General features: G+C 63.2%; 16 protein-coding genes. 3 read left to right on the forward strand and 13 right to left on the reverse strand.

Going from position 1 to position 15,473, the window contains the following annotated elements; genetic code table 11:
- Positions 1-2: 2 nt before the first annotated feature.
- On the forward strand, positions 3-470 hold the full coding sequence (locus GYK42_RS19570) for a flagella synthesis protein FlgN (protein WP_166448853.1): 468 nt from the start codon (positions 3-5) through the stop codon (positions 468-470).
- An 18-nt stretch (positions 471-488) separates the two neighbouring features.
- On the opposite strand, the gene GYK42_RS19575 is transcribed toward GYK42_RS19570, so the two are convergent.
- On the reverse strand, positions 489-1,046 hold the full coding sequence (locus tag GYK42_RS19575; RefSeq protein WP_166448854.1) for a CPBP family glutamic-type intramembrane protease: 558 nt from the start codon (positions 1,044-1,046) through the stop codon (positions 489-491).
- Between the two features lie 382 nt (positions 1,047-1,428).
- Between GYK42_RS19575 and GYK42_RS19580 the strand changes: the two genes are divergently transcribed.
- Positions 1,429-1,992: an FxDxF family PEP-CTERM protein gene (locus GYK42_RS19580; RefSeq protein WP_052755940.1), complete on the forward strand. Its 564-nt coding sequence runs from the start codon at positions 1,429-1,431 to the stop codon at positions 1,990-1,992.
- Between the two features lie 169 nt (positions 1,993-2,161).
- Here GYK42_RS19580 and GYK42_RS19585 read toward each other — a convergent pair whose 3' ends face one another.
- The 11 genes from GYK42_RS19585 to GYK42_RS19635 form a co-directional block, all read right to left on the reverse strand.
- Positions 2,162-3,019 (reverse strand): hypothetical protein, encoded by an 858-nt coding sequence (locus GYK42_RS19585; protein ID WP_166448855.1) that lies wholly within the window; start codon positions 3,017-3,019, stop codon positions 2,162-2,164.
- A 72-nt stretch (positions 3,020-3,091) separates the two neighbouring features.
- Positions 3,092-3,454, reverse strand: coding sequence for a translation initiation factor Sui1 (locus tag GYK42_RS19590; RefSeq protein WP_166448856.1), 363 nt, complete (start codon positions 3,452-3,454; stop codon positions 3,092-3,094).
- Between the two features lie 50 nt (positions 3,455-3,504).
- On the reverse strand, positions 3,505-4,287 hold the full coding sequence (motD, locus tag GYK42_RS19595) for a flagellar motor protein MotD (protein ID WP_166448943.1): 783 nt from the start codon (positions 4,285-4,287) through the stop codon (positions 3,505-3,507).
- 5 nt (positions 4,288-4,292) lie between these two features.
- On the reverse strand, positions 4,293-5,039 hold the full coding sequence (locus GYK42_RS19600) for a flagellar motor protein (protein WP_166448857.1): 747 nt from the start codon (positions 5,037-5,039) through the stop codon (positions 4,293-4,295).
- Positions 5,021-5,752, reverse strand: a complete 732-nt coding sequence (locus tag GYK42_RS19605; RefSeq protein WP_010400804.1) for an RNA polymerase sigma factor FliA — start codon at positions 5,750-5,752, stop codon at positions 5,021-5,023. Before GYK42_RS19605 ends, GYK42_RS19600 begins: the two co-directional genes overlap by 19 nt.
- 45 nt (positions 5,753-5,797) lie before the next feature.
- Positions 5,798-6,661 (reverse strand): MinD/ParA family ATP-binding protein, encoded by an 864-nt coding sequence (locus GYK42_RS19610; RefSeq protein WP_166448858.1) that lies wholly within the window; start codon positions 6,659-6,661, stop codon positions 5,798-5,800.
- Positions 6,654-7,982: a flagellar biosynthesis protein FlhF gene (flhF, locus tag GYK42_RS19615; protein WP_166448859.1), complete on the reverse strand. Its 1,329-nt coding sequence runs from the start codon at positions 7,980-7,982 to the stop codon at positions 6,654-6,656. The genes GYK42_RS19610 and flhF overlap by 8 nt, the downstream gene beginning before the upstream one ends.
- 267 nt (positions 7,983-8,249) lie before the next feature.
- On the reverse strand, positions 8,250-10,346 hold the full coding sequence (flhA, locus tag GYK42_RS19620; RefSeq protein WP_058049002.1) for a flagellar biosynthesis protein FlhA: 2,097 nt from the start codon (positions 10,344-10,346) through the stop codon (positions 8,250-8,252).
- A complete protein-coding gene (gene flhB, locus GYK42_RS19625; RefSeq protein WP_166448860.1) occupies positions 10,343-11,536 on the reverse strand; it encodes a flagellar biosynthesis protein FlhB in 1,194 nt (397 codons plus the stop codon). Before flhB ends, flhA begins: the two co-directional genes overlap by 4 nt.
- A gap of 140 nt (positions 11,537-11,676) precedes the next feature.
- The gene (locus GYK42_RS19630) at positions 11,677-12,675 is read right to left on the reverse strand and encodes a fumarylacetoacetate hydrolase family protein (RefSeq protein WP_166448861.1); all 999 of its coding nucleotides are present in this window, start codon (positions 12,673-12,675) and stop codon (positions 11,677-11,679) included.
- Positions 12,676-12,762: 87 nt separating this feature from the next.
- Positions 12,763-13,473, reverse strand: coding sequence for a pseudouridine synthase (locus tag GYK42_RS19635; RefSeq protein WP_166448862.1), 711 nt, complete (start codon positions 13,471-13,473; stop codon positions 12,763-12,765).
- Positions 13,474-13,706: 233 nt separating this feature from the next.
- Here GYK42_RS19635 and GYK42_RS19640 point away from each other — a divergent pair, with 233 nt between their 5' ends.
- Positions 13,707-14,084 carry a hypothetical protein gene (locus GYK42_RS19640; protein WP_166448863.1) on the forward strand — a complete coding sequence of 126 codons (378 nt, stop codon included), beginning with the start codon at positions 13,707-13,709 and terminating at the stop codon, positions 14,082-14,084.
- 376 nt (positions 14,085-14,460) lie between these two features.
- On the opposite strand, the gene GYK42_RS19645 is transcribed toward GYK42_RS19640, so the two are convergent.
- Positions 14,461-15,462, reverse strand: a complete 1,002-nt coding sequence (locus tag GYK42_RS19645) for a S49 family peptidase (RefSeq protein ID WP_046685950.1) — start codon at positions 15,460-15,462, stop codon at positions 14,461-14,463.
- Positions 15,463-15,473 lie beyond the last annotated feature (11 nt).

Raw genomic sequence — 15,473 nt, forward strand, 5'->3', positions numbered from 1 at the left:
TCATGCAATCAGTGACTCCGTTTTCCAGCCTGCGCGACGAGCAACAGCTCATGACCACATTGCTGGCATTGATGAAAGAAGAACAGCGGCATCTGGTTGCGGCTGACATCGATGCAATCACGGAGATCACGGCGCGCAAGACGGCGCTCGTCGGACAATTGAGCCAGCTGGCGGCGCAACGCCACCAGGCGCTGGCGGCAGCCGGCTTCACGGCAGCCGAAGCGGGCATGGAAGACTGGCTGGTCAGCGCCAGGGAAGCGGAAGCGGCGCCCCTGTGGAAAGCCCTGCTCGAGACGACGCGCGAAGCGAAGGAACAGAACCGGTTGAACAGTCTGCTGGTCAACAAGCACATGCTGCACACGCAAGGCGCCCTGAACGCCATGCGCCCTACTGCCCAGAGCGGCAATTTCTACGGCCCCAGCGGCCAACCGACGACGAACACGGCCAGCCGGCGCGTCGTGATCGGCTAAGTTTTCCCTCGGCGTTCACTAGTCCAGACCCGGAAACAGCAGCGACAAGCACAGCAATAAGCCATTGCTGCACGCATGCGCCGTGGCCGCCGCTACATAGGCGGGCGCCACGCCCATGCTGCGCGCCGTCAGGTAGCTGGCCGCGAAGAAGCCGCCTGCAATCAAAGTCATGCTGGCGTGCAAAATGCCGGAGCCACCCATGACATGCAACAGGGAAAACAGTGCCGCGCTGGCCAGCAGGCTGTATCCGGTACGCACCCTGTAGCGGCGCAACACTTCAAGCGGCAGCCACTGTCCGATGATTGTCTCGAACAGCGGCGCCCAGACGACGACCGTCCAGAATATCGTCGCCATGCCGGCGCCCTTCAGGGATGCCGAAGCGGAGCCGCCCAGTTGCTCCGGCGAAAACAGTGCCAGCGCTGCCAGCAGCATCAATATGCAAACGAGACAATTCACGGCGCCTGCGCACAAGCCCAGGCACATGGCGCCCCGCATGGGGCGCGCTGCCATGCGCGCCCGCAGGGCAGCCAGGCTGACCGGCAGTTGCGGCATTGGCAAGTTCAGCGTTTTCAACATCCGTGTGTTGCTCCTCATGCGTATCTTGCCCGCACGGGCAAATGTACGGCCATCATAGCCCGGCGCGGCAGTCACAAACTACGCCAATTGTTGCAAGCCATGCACAGGCACGGGCACAGCAGCCATTCCCTCAAGAACGCCGCACCCGGAAACAACAGCGGCATCCCTTCCAAGCCGCACCTTTGAGCGCGCTCAAACTTGAGGCAGATGATAACTATATGCTAATCCCTAGCGTACGCCGCACATCTCCAGGTGGGACTTTCCTCACCGACACGAACATCGTTTCCGCAGGCATAGCTAATCCATTTCACGCGTCCAGCCTGCGCTTTTGCGCTGCGCCATGACGCACGCCACTTCAATCGCAAGTACACAGGAGCATGATATGAACTCTCTCTCAGTAACCAAGGCTGGCGCGGCGCTGCTGCTCGGCTGCACCCTGCTGGCGCCAGCCGCGCAGGCCGAGACGCAAGCCGTGTTCTACAACCATCTCGTCTCGACCGCCGTGGTGGCCACGCCGCTGCTGGCGCAAGACACCTTGTTCGTCGACACCTTCACGACGGAGCGCGGCTCGCTGCTGCAAACGACCACGTTTACGGTCGGCGCCGGCGTGCAGTCGTTCACGGGCAACGCGGCCTGGCTGGTCACGGGCGCCAACGAATTCGGTCCCCGCCTGACTGGCGTCAACATTGACTTGTTCGACTCCAGCAATAACTTGGTGCAATCGGATACTTTTACCGGCGTGCTGGGCGCATTTGCCCATTCCACTTTCAACGGTTTGCTGGGACCTGGCACCTACACCCTGGTGGCAAGCGGCACCGGCGTGCGTGATTCCGTGCTGGACATTTCCATCACCACGGCCGTGCCCGAACCGGAAACCTATGCCATGCTGCTGGCGGGAATGGGCCTGATCGGCTATAGCATACGGCGCCGCAAGACGACTGCCTGAGCGGCATCCGGGCGCCTGCAAGCACTGCCGTCGCTGGCATACATGGGGTCGGCGCGGCGGCTCATGCAAGGACTGGTTTATGCACGGGTTCGCTTATGCATGATTTGGTCTAGTCTATGTCCGCGCCGGCTCATGCACGGGCCAGCCTATGCAGAGCGGGCCAGCGCACTCAACCGTGCGCGGGCCGGCCCGTATGCTGGCGAAATTTCGCGGCGATGCCATTCGCCTTGATGAGGGCGGCGGCCTGCTGCTCGGGCGTCAATTCATTTTGCAGCCAATGCCAGTATTCATCCTGGTAAGGGTTTGTCGTCCCTGGCGTGAGGATATCGCTGTACACCATGCGCAGGGCCAGCAGGTAGCCATACGCTTGCGGCGCGTCTTTCTGCACCACGTCGCCATCGCGCAGATACGCCATCATCAGGGTCGATACGCTGGTCAGTTCCGCCTCGTCCGCCTGCGCCGTCAGCTGGGCGATGGCTTGCCGCTTCCAGGCCTGCACCAGCGGATCGTCGGGACGGTTGCGCAGCGCGCTGCGGTCGCCGAACGGGCCTTCCGACAGGAACAGGGTGGCCGCGCCCGGCACGCCGCCCTGCGCGGCGGTGGCCAGGTAGCCGAGGCGGTCCTCGCGCTGGCGCTGCGTCAGGCCCGCGCACAGCTGCTGCTGGGCGGTTTTTTCTTCCACCGTCATCTCGCGCCCCAGCTCGAATTCCAGCCCCGGCAAACGGCTTTCGCGCTGGAAGACGATGCAGTCGTCGATCAGGTTGTAGGCCGCATACGCGTCTCCCGGCTTGCCGCTGGCCGCCAGGCGCGCAAGCTGCTGGGCCAGGGTCACGGGAACGGGTGCGGCATCGGCGGCGGGGCTGGCGTCGATATTCAAATACGACGCCAGGCTGCGTCCCGGCGGCGCGCTGGCGACAGCGGTGGCGGCAGTGTCCGGCGCGCCGCCATCGGGCGCGGGCCAGTACACGAGCGCCAGCACTGCCGCGATGGCAGCGGCAATGGCGATGCCGGTCAGTTTGCTATTCATGATGAGGTGGCGCATAAAGGAAATGCACGTTACCACAGGCGCACGGAACAGTGCCGCACGTACGCGTCCCGCCTAGCCGCCAGCCTTTTTCGGCTGGTGGCCCAGTTTCACCAGCGCGGCCAGGATGGTGTCGACATGGTCGCCCTGCACTTCGATCACGCCATCCTTGACGGTGCCGCCCGAGCCGCACTGCGTGCGCAGCTGCTTGCCCAGCAGGGCCAGCGCAATGGCGTCCAGCGCCAAGCCCTTCACGACGGTGACGCTCTTGCCGCCGCGGCCCTTGGTCTGGCGCGAGACGCGCACCACACCGTCGCCCGCAGGTGCCACCTTGGCTTGCGCCTTGCACGCGCATTGCGCCAGCGGCTGGCGGCAGGCGGGACACATGCGGCCCGTTTCGGTGGAATAGACGAGACCGCCCTGGGAGCTGCTTTTCATGAGGAAGAGATAATAAGAGAGAAGGCCGCGATTGTACCAAGCGGCGGCGTTCAGTTGGCCGGTGCCGGCGCCACGGGCGCCGTCGGCACTTCCGTCACCGTTTCCGGGATGCCCGAGAGAATCGTCACGGCGACCCGGCGGTTGCGCGCGCGCCCTTCCGCCGTTTCATTGGGCGCCACGGGGATGTTGTCGGCGTGACCGACGGCCGTCAGGCGCGACGCCTTGACGCCGCTGGCGATGAACAAACGCACCACGGCGCTGGCGCGCGCGGCCGACAATTCCCAGTTCGAGGCAAAATTGGAATTGCTGATCGGCTGCACGTCCGTATGCCCTTCCACCTGCACGTCGTGCGCATCGTCCTTGAGCAGCACGGCGACGGCGCGCAGGGCCTGGTCCGACTCCGTCGTCAGGCGCGCCGCGCCCGGGTCGAACAGCACGCTGGCATTGATTTCCACGCTCACGCCGCGGCTCGTCTGCGTGACCCGCACCTTGCCTTCCTTGACCAGTGGCGCCAGGGTGGACGTGAGGTCCTGCGCCAGGCGCGTCATGTGTTCACGCTCGCGGCGGATGGCTTCCGTGCGGCGTTTCAGGGCGGGATTCGGCAGCGGAATCGCTTGCGGCGCTTCCATGATGATGGGCGGCGCGCCCTTTTCCAGGCTGAAGGCCTGGCCGATGGCATTCTGGAAGACGCGGTATTTGCCTTCGTTGACTTGCGAAATGGCATACATGACAACAAAGAAGGCGAACAGCAGGGTAATGAAGTCGGCGTACGAGATCAGCCAGCGGTCCTGGTTGTCCGGTTCCTCGTCATACTTCCTGCGCGCGCGCCGCATCATGGTCAATGCTCGTGCAAGAGGCTGGAAACGCGCTCTTCGATGATGCGCGTATGGTCGCCCGTGGCGATGTCGTACAGCACGGCGGCAGTGATTTCGTACTGCAGCACGCGGCGCGAGACGATGGCCTTGAGTTTATTCGCCACCGGCAGGAACAGCAGGTTGGCCAGGCCCACGCCGTAGATGGTCGAGACAAACGCCACGGCGATGCCGCTGCCCAACTTGCTCGGATCGGTGAGGTTTTCCATCACGTGTATCAGGCCCAGCACGGCGCCCAGGATGCCGATGGTGGGCGAATAGCCGGCCGCCGACTCCCATACCTTGACGGCCTGGCGCTCGGCCATTTCGTAGGCGGAGATTTCCACGTCGAGCAACTGGCGCAGCTTGTCCGGCGCGATGCCGTCGACGATCATGCGCAAGCCCTTGGCGTTGAAGCGATCAAACGTGTTTTCCATCAGGCGCTCGAGCGCCAGCGGGCCGTCGCGGCGCGCCGTCAGGCTCCACTGGCCAATGTCGCGCGCCAGCGCGGCCCGCGTGTCGGACGGCGGCAGGAAGACCCAGCGCAGCATTTCCAGGCCGCGCACGAAGGTGCGCAGCCGCGTTTGCAGCAGCACGGCGCCGAAAGTGCCGATGATGACGATGGCAAAGGCGGCCGGCTGCAGCAGGGAGGCCATCTTGCCGCCTTCCAGTGCCTGGCCGACCAGGAGGCCCGCCAGCGCCAGCGCCAGCCCGATTACGCTGGACCAGTCCACGCCTGCTCCCTCAAGGTTGCGCGCAGGCGCGCGACGGCCTGGGTATGCAGCTGCGAGACGCGCGATTCGGATACGCCCATCACCGCGCCGATCTCCTTCAGGTTCAGCTCTTCTTCGTAATACAGGCCCATGAGTATTTTCTCGCGTGGTGGCAGCGCGTCGATGGCATCGATCACGGATTGCCGGAAATCGGTATCGAGCAGGGAACGCAAGGGGTCGCTGTCCTCGTCCACGCAGTGGCGGTCGAGGAAGCTGTCATTGCCGTCCGGGTCATGAAAGTCTTCGTAGTACACGAGCTGGTGGCCGCCGCCGTCGCCCAGCATTTCCTGGTAGTCGGCCAGCGACATCTTGAGCAGTTTCGCCACTTCCGACTCCGTCGGCGGATGGCCCAGGCGCTGCTGCAAGGTGCTCATCGCCTCTTCGATCTTGCGCATGTTCTGGCGCATGCTGCGCGGCAGCCAGTCGCTGGTGCGCAATTCGTCGAGCATGGCGCCGCGGATGCGCAGCACGGCATACGTCTCGAACTGCGCACCATGCGTCTCTTCATAGCGGCTGATGGCATCGAGCAGGCCGATCATGCCGGCCTGGATCAGGTCATCGACCTCGACCGAAGGCGGCAATTTCGCCTTCATATGGTGCGCCAGACGCTTTACCAGCGGAATGTGCTCCGTCAGCAAATAGTCCTTGTTCGATTTCCCTTTGACCGTGTACATAGGCTGCTTATTGTTTTCTCATCTTATCTGGTGCTACGGTTGGCTTCAGGCGCTGAACTGGTGGGCGCTCCCCGTCTGGTACAAGGTGCCGCCAAGCACCGGCGCCGCCGAACGGGCCAGCCGCTCGGCCAGTCCGCGAAACGCCACCGAGGCGCCCGCCAGCGGAAACGCATCGACCACGCTGCGGCCCAGCCGCGCCGCGCGGTGCAGATACTCATCGGCAGGCACCGAACCCATCGACGTCAGCTTCACGGCCAGGTAACGGCTCGCCGCCTGCGCCATATTATCGTATACCACTTTTGCCTCGGATTCGGAAGCGCCGGTGACGAGAATGCCGAACGGACGGCGTCCCAGTTCCTGGCTCAGGCGCTTGATCAGGCAGTACGCCGCCTTGATCGAGGTGGCGCTGGTCGACACTTGCACGACGATATCGGACGACGCCATCAAGGGCACGGGGAAGCAGGCGCCCTCTTCTGCCACGACGCCGTCGACCAGCACGATGCCGCTCTGGCGCGCCAGCACGTCGAACGTCTTGCCCAGGCGGCGCAGTTCATCCTCGCCCGCATAGTCCATGCTGTCCATCAGGTGGTTGCGCACGCCCAGGCTGGCCACGCCGAAGCCTTGCGGCACCTGGTGGATGACCTGGTTCAAGCCGCACTGCTGGCGCGCCACGTCGCGCAGGCTGGCGCCGTGCGCCAGTCCCAGTCGCGCAGCCACGCCATCGCTGCCGCCGCTGGCGTCGAGCAGCAGCACGTCATTGCCGCCGTAGACGAGCGAAGCGCCCAGGTTGACCAGCATGGCGCCCTTGTCGTCCTGCGGCGTGGCCGACAGGAACGTCATGACGCGCGGCTGCGGACCGGCCAGCATGCGGCGCAAGCCTTCGGCCTGGTCGAAATCAAAATTAGCCAAGGTGCACCCCGCGCACTTCATTGTTGCGGGCGGCTGCCTGTGCCATCAGCAGCGGCAGTTCGGCATCGGAAAACTGCGTCGCCGCCGAGTCGCGCTTGAGCTTGAAGGCGCGGTCGATCAGGTAGCCACGGTCGGCCAGGTACAGGTCTTCCGGCACGCGCTGGCCGTTCGACACATAAAACAGGTTCAGTTTCTGGCGGATCACCACGTCGAGCACGTTGCCGATCGAGGCCGCTTCATCGAGCTTGGTCATGATGCAGCCGGCCAGGCCGCTGCCTTGATATGCGCGCACCACTTCGTTGAGGGTTTCCTGGGTCGCCGTGGAGTTCAGGCACAGCAGGCGTTTCACGTCGGCGCCAGCGCCCGACAGCATGGCCACCTGTTCCGTCACCATCTGGTCGCGCTGGCTCACGCCTACGGTATCAATCAGCACCGTGTGCTTGTTCTTCAATTCTTTCAGGGCGATGCGCAAGTCGGCCTCGTCCTTCACGGAATGCACCATCACGCCAAGGATCTTGCCGTAGATGCGCAGCTGTTCATGCGCGCCGATACGATAGGCGTCCGTGGTGATCAGGGCCAGCTTTTCCGGGCCGTGGCGCATCACGCAGCGGGCCGCCAGCTTGGCCGTGCTGGTGGTCTTGCCGACGCCGGTCGGGCCGACCAGGGCAAACACGCCGCCCTGCTCCAGCATGGCGTCTTCATTGGCCACGGTATTGAGGTTGCGGCTCAGGACAGTCTTGATCCAGCGCATGCTTTGCGCGCCGTCGAGGCCGGCGGGCAGCTTGTCGATCAGGTAGCGCGCCAGGCTGGCCGAAAAACCGGCGGCCAGCATTTCGCGCAGCACGACGGCTTTTTGCGGCTCGCGCTGCTGCGTCGAACCCCACGAAATTTCCGCCAGCTGGGTTTCCATCATGCCGCGCATGGCGCGGATTTCATTCATCATGCCGCTCATCTCGGCGGCGGCGTTCTCTTTGACGTGCGCCAGCGCGCTGGCCATCATCTGCTGCATGCGGGCCATGTCCACTGGCTCGGAGGCAGCCTGGCGCGGCGCGGCAGGACGTGGCGCAGCCGGGCGCTGGGCCGGGGCGGCCGGACGCTGCGGCGTGGCGAACTGGGTCTGCAACTGGGGACGGGGCTGGGCCATTTCGGACGCGGCCGGCGGCGAAGCGAGCGAAGCGGCATCGTCATTGGCCAGCGCGAGGATTTCCACTACGCCGTCGGCCTGGCGGTTCGACAGGATCACGGCGTCGGGGCCCAGCGCTTCGCGCACCTTGCGCAGCGCATCGCGCGACGAGGCGCCCGTAAATTTCTTCACATTCATGACCGGCCTCCCAAGGCGGGGGTGGCGCAATATTGGCTGAACTGTGTGACCATCATCGACTCCTGTTGCTTGAGTGCTGTCTTCCACATGGACACAGATCACTCGGACAGTTTCCATTATTAGCGATGCTTGCAGGAAACGATCGAAGGAACAGGACGGGAAAGTACCCGTTATTCAGTTTGCCGGGAGGAAATTGATGCTTTTATTGACCCAAACGAAGGCCGGGGTCAGACCCGGCGGGTCTGACCCCGGCATTAACCATGTCAACTACTGCGCGCCCACCAGTGCCGTGACGCGGATCGTCTTGGTTTCCGGCACTTCCGCATGCGACAGCACCTTGAGTTGCGGCAAGGCGCGGCGCAGGAAGCGCGACAGCAGCGCGCGCAGCGGCGCCGGCACCAGCAGCACCGGCGTCAAGCCCAGCGCTTCCTGCTGCTGCGCGGCCAGCCCTGCCTGGTGCGCGATGGTGTCGGCCAGGCCAGGCTCGATGCCGGCGCCGTCGCCGCCATTGCCCATCGCTTGCATCAGCAAACGCTCGAGGCGGCTGTCGAGCGTCATCACGGACAGTTCGGCCGCGCCGGGGAACAGTTGCTGCACGATGGCGCGGCCCAGGGCCACGCGTACCAGCGCCGTCAGCTCGTTCGGGTCTTGCGTGTTAACCGTGTGCTCGGCCAGGGTTTCGATGATGGTGCGCATGTCGCGGATGTGCACGCCCTCGGCCAGCAGGTTCTGCAGCACTTTTTGCAGGGTCGACAGCGACAGCATCTTCGGCACCAGGTCTTCCACCAGGCGCGGCGCATCCTTGCCCAGGTGGTCGAGCAGCGACTGCACTTCCGCGCGGCCCAGCAGCTCCGACGCATGCGAAGTGATCAGGTGGTTCAAGTGCGTGGCCACCACGGTGCCCGCATCGACGACCGTATAGCCCATCGATTGCGCCTGGTCGCGCAAGCTGGCGTCGATCCACGTGGCGGGCAAGCCGAAGGCGGGGTCGTTCGTGGCCAGGCCCGGCAAGGTGCCGCTGGCCATGCCGGGATTGATCGCCAGGAACTGGCCGTTGAACGCTTCGCCCACGCCCACTTCCACGCCCTTCAAGGTGATGCGGTAGGCGGACGGCTTGAGTTCCAGGTTGTCGCGGATATGTACGGGCGGCGCCAGGAAACCCACTTCCTGGGCGAACTTCTTGCGGATGCCCTTGATACGCTTGAGCAATTCGCCGCCTTGCGTCTTGTCGACCAGGGGGATCAAGCGGTAGCCCACTTCCAGGCCCAGGGTATCGACGGGCATGATGTCTTGCCAGCTGGCTTCTTCCTGCTCGGGCGCCACGGTTGCTTGCGGCGCTTCAGCCGGCTTTTCGGCCGCCTCTTTTTCCTGCGTGCGTTTCTTGCTGATCAAATAGGCGGAACCGGCCAGCAGCGAGGCCAGCAGGATGAAGACCATGTTCGGCATGCCGGGGATCAGGCCCATGCCGCCGATGATGCCGGCAGTAATATAGAGTACTTGCGGTTTCGCAAACAATTGGCCCACCAGCTGGGTGCCGATGTCCTGTTCGCTGGCCACGCGCGAGACAACGATACCGGCCGCCGTGGAAATGATCAGCGAAGGAATCTGCGCCACCAGACCGTCACCGATGGCCAGCAAGGTGTAGTTCTTCAGTGCGTCGGCAAAGCCCATGTCGTGCTGCAGCAAGCCCACCAGCAAGCCGCCGACGATATTGATGACGGTGACCATGATGCCGGCGATGGCGTCGCCGCGCACGTATTTGCTGGCGCCGTCCATGGCGCCATAGAATTCCGCTTCCTGCGCCACTTCCGTGCGGCGGCGGCGCGCTTCGTCTTCGCCGATCAGGCCGGCGTTCAGGTCGGCATCGATGGCCATCTGTTTACCGGGCATGGCGTCCAGCGCGAAGCGGGCGCCCACCTCGGCGATACGGCCCGCACCCTTCGTCACGACGGTAAAGTTGATGATCGTCAAAATGATAAACACGACGATACCGACAGTGTAGTTGCCGCCGATCAGGAAGTGACCGAACGCTTCAATCACTTTACCGGCCGCATCGGCGCCCGTATGGCCTTCCGTCAGCACCACGCGCGTGGACGCCACGTTCAGCGACAGGCGCAGCATGGTCGACACGAGCAGGATGGTCGGGAACGCCATGAAGTCGAGCGGCTTGACCGTGTACAGCGCCGTCAGCAGCACGATGATCGATAGCGCGATATTGAAGCTGAAGAAGATGTCGAGGATGAAGGCGGGCAGCGGCAGCACCATCATCGCCAGCAGCATGATGATGATGATCGGCGCGGCGATACCCTTGCTGGCGTTGCCTTTCAATCCGCTGAGCCAGGCTGGCATGGTCAGGCCGTTCATGGTGTGCTTCCTTTATTCTTGTCTGCCGCGTCTGCCGCGGGTTTGGTCTGCGATGCGGGGTCGAGCGGGTCGAGCTCCGGCGGCACGTCGAGTTTTTTCGGCTTGTCGGGGCGCTGGCCTTGGCCGCTGCCATAGCTGCGCAGCTGGAAGACGTAGGCCAGCACTTCGGCCACGGCGCCATACAGCGCCTCGGGAATCTCGTCGCCGATGTCCGTATGCTTGTACAGCGCGCGCGCCAGGGCCGGCGCTTCCAGGATGGCAACCTTGTGTTCACCGGCCAGTTCGCGGATCTTCGCCGCCACCTCGTCGATGCCCTTGGCCACCACCTGCGGCGCGCCGCGCGAATTCTCGCCATACTTCAAGGCCACGGCGTAGTGGGTAGGATTGGTCACTACCACGTCGGCCGTCGGCACGTCGGCCATCATGCGGCGGCGCGACATTTCATGCTGCATCTGGCGTATCTTCGCCTTGATCTGCGGATTGCCGTCCGATTCCTTCGACTCCTGCTTGACTTCCTGCAGGGACATTTTCATCTTGTTGGCGTAATGCCACATCTGGTAGGGACCATCGATGGCGGCGATCAGGCCCAGCGCGCCGACGATGAGCAAAAAGGCCGTGATCAGCAGGCTGATCAGATGAGCCGAACCGGCGCGCAGCGATTCCACCGACAGGCCCAGCACGGCATCTTTCTGATGCTGCATCACCATCCAGGCGACGACGCCGACGACGAGGGTCTTGGCGATGGCCTTGAGCAATTCCACCAGCGCATTCTTTGAAAACATATTGCCCAGGCCGCGAATCGGGTTGAGCTTGCCAAAATTGGGGGTGAACGCCTTGGAACTGAACAGCCAGCCGCCCACCAGCACGGGCGAAGCCAGGGCGACGAGCATGATGGCCGCGGCGTACGGCAAACAGGTCAGCAAGACCGAACCGACGTCGTAGCCTATGCGCAACATCATCGCGTCGGGATTGAGTATCTGCTCCCGGTCCAGGGTCAGCCCGGAAACCATGACAGCCGTCAGCCGGCGCACGATGGCGTCGCCGGCAAACCACAGGCAGCAGCCGGACGCCATCAACACCGTAAACGTGGCCACTTCACGCGATCGCGGAACGTCGCCTTCCTCACGCGCCTGCTCGAGGCGCTTCGGTGACGCGGCTTCGGTCTTTTCTGCGTCGCTGTCTTCCGACATCAATCAACTCCGGTGAAGTCCTGCAGCCTGGCTAGGCGCAATACGGACTGGGCATGGAGCATTATCGATTCCAGCGAGCGAAAACCATCGGGGGAACAGGGGGGCAATTCCCCTGCTTTTCCAGTTTGCCTTTAGGAAACTTAGCGCGACTTCCTGGCTTCCGCCTGCTTCACCGTCTGTTCGATGGCGCCAAACAGCGATTTGCCGTCGTCACCCAACATTTCCAATCGAACAACATCGCCAAACAACAGGAATGGCGTGCTGGCGACACCATCGGCGATCATCTCCTGGTTACGTCGCTCAACAATACTGGAAAAGCCCTTCTTGACTTCCTTGTTGGCGACGCCGCCCGCACTGACCACGCTGCCGGCGCGCGCGTTACGCGTCTGGCACAGATGGGCGAGCAATTGGGGGTAATTGAAGGCCATGTCGGCGCCCGCGTGGGGCTGGCCCGTCAACTTGCCGTTCAGGCTGCAGCGCAGCGCGTAATGCACCTTGCCGCCGCGCCAGGCGTCGCCCAGCTCGTCGGGCGTGATGGCCACGGGAGAACAGGCCATGACCGGTTTCGCTTGCAGGAAGCCGCAGCCGTTGGCCTGCTCGTCGGGCGTCAGGTTGCGCAGGGTGATGTCGTTGACCAGCATCAGCAGCTTGATGTTCAGGTGCGCCTGGTCCGGCGTCGACCCCATGGCCACGTCGTCCGTGATGGCGGCGATGCCTGCCTCGTAATCGATGCCCCACTGCTCGTGCGCCAGGGCGATGTCATCGTGGGCGCCAAGGAAATCATCGCTGGCCCCCTGGTACATCCTTGGCGCATCGCGCAGATTGCCCGGCGCTTCAACGCCTGCGGCCTTGCAGGCCCGCTCGATCTGTTGCAGATAAGAAGCGCCGGCCACGCGCAGGCTGCTGCGCGGCAGGGGCGCCATGCAGTTGGCCGGGTCGAACTCGAAGGCGCGATGGCCGCGGCCGCTGTTGATGGTCTGGTACAGTAAATCGAGCTGGGGCGCGATGAAGCTCCAGTCGTCGAGCGCCTTTTGCAGGGTCGAGGCGATGCCATCGGCCAGGTGGGCCGTTTTCAGGTCGCGCGAGACGACAGCCAGCTGGCCGTCGCGCGTGCCATCGTTCAGGGTAGCTAATTTCATGTGCGGGAAACTTCGTCAAATGCAGGCAATAGGAGGCTAAAGACGTCAAAAAGCCGGGAAATCCCGGCTTTGGCGATCAGAAGGGCTTTACGCCAGCAGCGCGATCTGCTCGGGAGTCAGATAGCACCACTCGCCTTCGGCGATGCTCAGCGATTCCAGGGTCAGGCTGCCGATGGCGGAACGGTGCAGCGCGCTGCAATGGTTGCCGGCGGCGGCCAGCATGCGCTTGACCTGGTGGTACTTGCCTTGCTCGAGCACGATTTCCAGCTGGTGCTCGCCGCGCTTGACGCAGACGAGGGCCGCCAGCGGGGCCGGCTCGTCGTGCAATTGCACGCCGGCCAATAGCTGCGCCACCAGCTCATCCGTCACGGGCTCTTGCGTGGTGGCCTGGTAAATCTTGGGAACGTGGCGCTTCGGCGACGATTGTGCATGGATAAACGGCCCATCGTCGGACATCAGCAGCATACCGGTCGTATCGTGGTCGAGCCGGCCAACGGGCTGGACTTCGCGCCAGGTGAACTGTTCCGGCAGCAGGGTCAGCACGCCAGGATGGTGGCTGGGCTTGCGCGAGCATTCGAAGTTGGCAGGCTTGTTCAGCGCCAGGTACAGCTGCGCGCGGAACACCCATTCTTCGTCGAACACGTGCAGCACCAGGCCTTCGGTCTCGACGATGGTGCGGTAATTGGTCTGGGTGACGCCATCGATGACGACATCGCCATCTTCAATAAGGGAACGACAATATTTACGGGTGCCAAAACCCTGCGATTGCAGGATGCGGTCTAGGGATAATTTACTCATGGGCGTGACTTTACCAGAAGCGGCTGGCAGCGTGAAGCGGCCCTGCGCCAGGCCTTCGAAGACGGCAGGCACAGATGAGCTAAAGTACAAGGTGAGATTTCGATATAAATGGCCAATTCCTTTGAGAAATATCAAGCGCTCGGAATATCGCATTGATAGACTGAAACTTCGTTAGGAATCCGCCTAACGAGCTTTAGGAATAATAACCAGACAACGAATCACAAGGACATTGTATGAAGCATACCGATACCATCGCCTTACAAGGCAGCATCGCCGACATGCGCCAGCGCATCGCTGCGGAACAGGCGGCCATGCACAAGGTCAGACTCGGCGTGGCGCGCTGGAGCAACACCCCTGCGCAGCAAGATGCGGAAGCGCCCCCATCGCCAGCATGCCAGACGCACTGGCATGCCGAAGCGCAATGCCATTTCATGTGCTGGCTGGAACTGGGCGGTTTTGCCCACGCGGATACGGACGCGGAAACCGACAAGGTGACGACGCCCGCCATGGCGGACACGCCGCCCGACATCAGTTCCGGCGTCAACACCATTGCGACGCCGGCCCGGCAGGCAACTACGCTGCCCGCGCACTGCAACGGCTGCGCCGTCTGAACCCGGCCCACCTGCCAGCCATGCCCTGCCCTCGCATGCCTGCCTTGCCAGCACGCCCAACTACGACATCCAGCAACATGTGCCCGTCCGGCACGGACGACGCACAAAAGGAAACGGCGGCATTGCGCCGCCGTTCCCAAGCCCCATCGGGACTTTAGTGAGGAATGTAAATTCACTCAAAACCACATCTGCGATGCGGCGAGTAGTTCCAAGACCTGCCAATCAAGTTAGTACTGACAACATAGTTGATATATCGCCCCTCCTTGAAAAGAACTACGCTTTCACTATAGCCCAAGCAGCCCCTTTTTCAAGCCAATTTACCACCTTATTGAAAATCATTCTCGATTGGCTTGCCTGCCAGCCAAGAGTGATGTCCTCAGCGCAACGCCGGTTGTGACTGCTGCACGGCCGCCTTCATGGCGCCCGCGCCCATGGCGGCGCCAAACTTTTTCAGCACCCGTTCCGGCAAGCCTTCATGCTGCGTGTAGTCGACGATGTCTTCCGCCTTGACGACGTCGCGCGCCACGCTGTCGACCGTGCCGAAATCGTCGGCCAGGCCCATTTCCACGGCTTTCGCGCCCGTCCAGTACAAGCCGGAGAAGGTATCGGCCGTTTCCTTCAGGCGCTTGCCCCGTCCCGCCCGCACCACCTCGATGAATTGCTGGTGGATTTCATTGAGCATGCTCTGCGCATACGCCTTGTGCTTTTCCGTCAGGGGGCTGAACGGGTCCATGAAACCCTTGTTCTCGCCCGCCGTCAGCAAACGGCGCTCGACGCCGACCTTTTCCATCACGCCCGTAAAGCCGAAGCCATCCATCAGCACGCCGATGGAGCCGACCACGCTGGCCTTGTTGACGTAGATGCGGTCGGCGGCGGCGGCGATGTAATAGCCGCCCGAGGCGCACATTTCATCGACCACCACATATAAAGGCTTGTCCGGATAGCCCTTGCGCAGGCGCTGCATCTCGTCGACGATCATGCCGGCCTGCACGGGACTGCCGCCCGGACTATTAATATGCAGCACCACGGCCACGGAGCCGCTATCGGAAAACGCCTTGTCCAGCGCAGGGATGACGACGGCGGCCGAGCCGCTGCCTTCGGATTCGATGGCGCCGCTGATGTCGATCAGGGCCGTATGGCGACCCAGGGTTTCGCTGTCGTCGGCCGTGTTGTAGTCATAAAACACCCACAGGGCGAACAGCACGATGAGCAGGCCGAAGACCTTGAAAAAGATGCTCCAGCGGCGGTGCGCGCGTTGTTCTTGCAAAGTGGCAAATACCAGCTTTTCCAGCACGTCGCGCTCCCAGTTCCCTGCGGGGACGCCGTGGCCGGCCGCTGGTGCGCTGCTGTCCAGCTTGTCATTCGTGTTATCGCTCATGATTCACTTTG

It is taken from the genome of Janthinobacterium lividum (assembly GCF_011601275.1).
GTDB lineage: Bacteria > Pseudomonadota > Gammaproteobacteria > Burkholderiales > Burkholderiaceae_D > Janthinobacterium > Janthinobacterium lividum_E.

What these genes read in the sequence shown, in the direction of transcription:
- GYK42_RS19570 (WP_166448853.1), top strand. Translation starts at nt 3, where the DNA reads ATGCAATCAGTGACTCCGTTTTCCAGCCTGCGCGACGAGCAACAGCTC.
- GYK42_RS19575 (WP_166448854.1), bottom strand. Translation starts at nt 1,046, where the DNA reads ATGTTGAAAACGCTGAACTTGCCAATGCCGCAACTGCCGGTCAGCCTG.
- GYK42_RS19580 (WP_052755940.1), top strand. Translation starts at nt 1,429, where the DNA reads ATGAACTCTCTCTCAGTAACCAAGGCTGGCGCGGCGCTGCTGCTCGGC.
- GYK42_RS19585 (WP_166448855.1), bottom strand. Translation starts at nt 3,019, where the DNA reads ATGAATAGCAAACTGACCGGCATCGCCATTGCCGCTGCCATCGCGGCA.
- GYK42_RS19590 (WP_166448856.1), bottom strand. Translation starts at nt 3,454, where the DNA reads ATGAAAAGCAGCTCCCAGGGCGGTCTCGTCTATTCCACCGAAACGGGC.
- motD (WP_166448943.1), bottom strand. Translation starts at nt 4,287, where the DNA reads ATGCGGCGCGCGCGCAGGAAGTATGACGAGGAACCGGACAACCAGGAC.
- GYK42_RS19605 (WP_010400804.1), bottom strand. Translation starts at nt 5,752, where the DNA reads ATGTACACGGTCAAAGGGAAATCGAACAAGGACTATTTGCTGACGGAG.
- flhF (WP_166448859.1), bottom strand. Translation starts at nt 7,982, where the DNA reads ATGAATGTGAAGAAATTTACGGGCGCCTCGTCGCGCGATGCGCTGCGC.
- flhA (WP_058049002.1), bottom strand. Translation starts at nt 10,346, where the DNA reads ATGAACGGCCTGACCATGCCAGCCTGGCTCAGCGGATTGAAAGGCAAC.
- flhB (WP_166448860.1), bottom strand. Translation starts at nt 11,536, where the DNA reads ATGTCGGAAGACAGCGACGCAGAAAAGACCGAAGCCGCGTCACCGAAG.
- GYK42_RS19630 (WP_166448861.1), bottom strand. Translation starts at nt 12,675, where the DNA reads ATGAAATTAGCTACCCTGAACGATGGCACGCGCGACGGCCAGCTGGCT.
- GYK42_RS19635 (WP_166448862.1), bottom strand. Translation starts at nt 13,473, where the DNA reads ATGAGTAAATTATCCCTAGACCGCATCCTGCAATCGCAGGGTTTTGGC.
- GYK42_RS19640 (WP_166448863.1), top strand. Translation starts at nt 13,707, where the DNA reads ATGAAGCATACCGATACCATCGCCTTACAAGGCAGCATCGCCGACATG.
- GYK42_RS19645 (WP_046685950.1), bottom strand. Translation starts at nt 15,462, where the DNA reads ATGAGCGATAACACGAATGACAAGCTGGACAGCAGCGCACCAGCGGCC.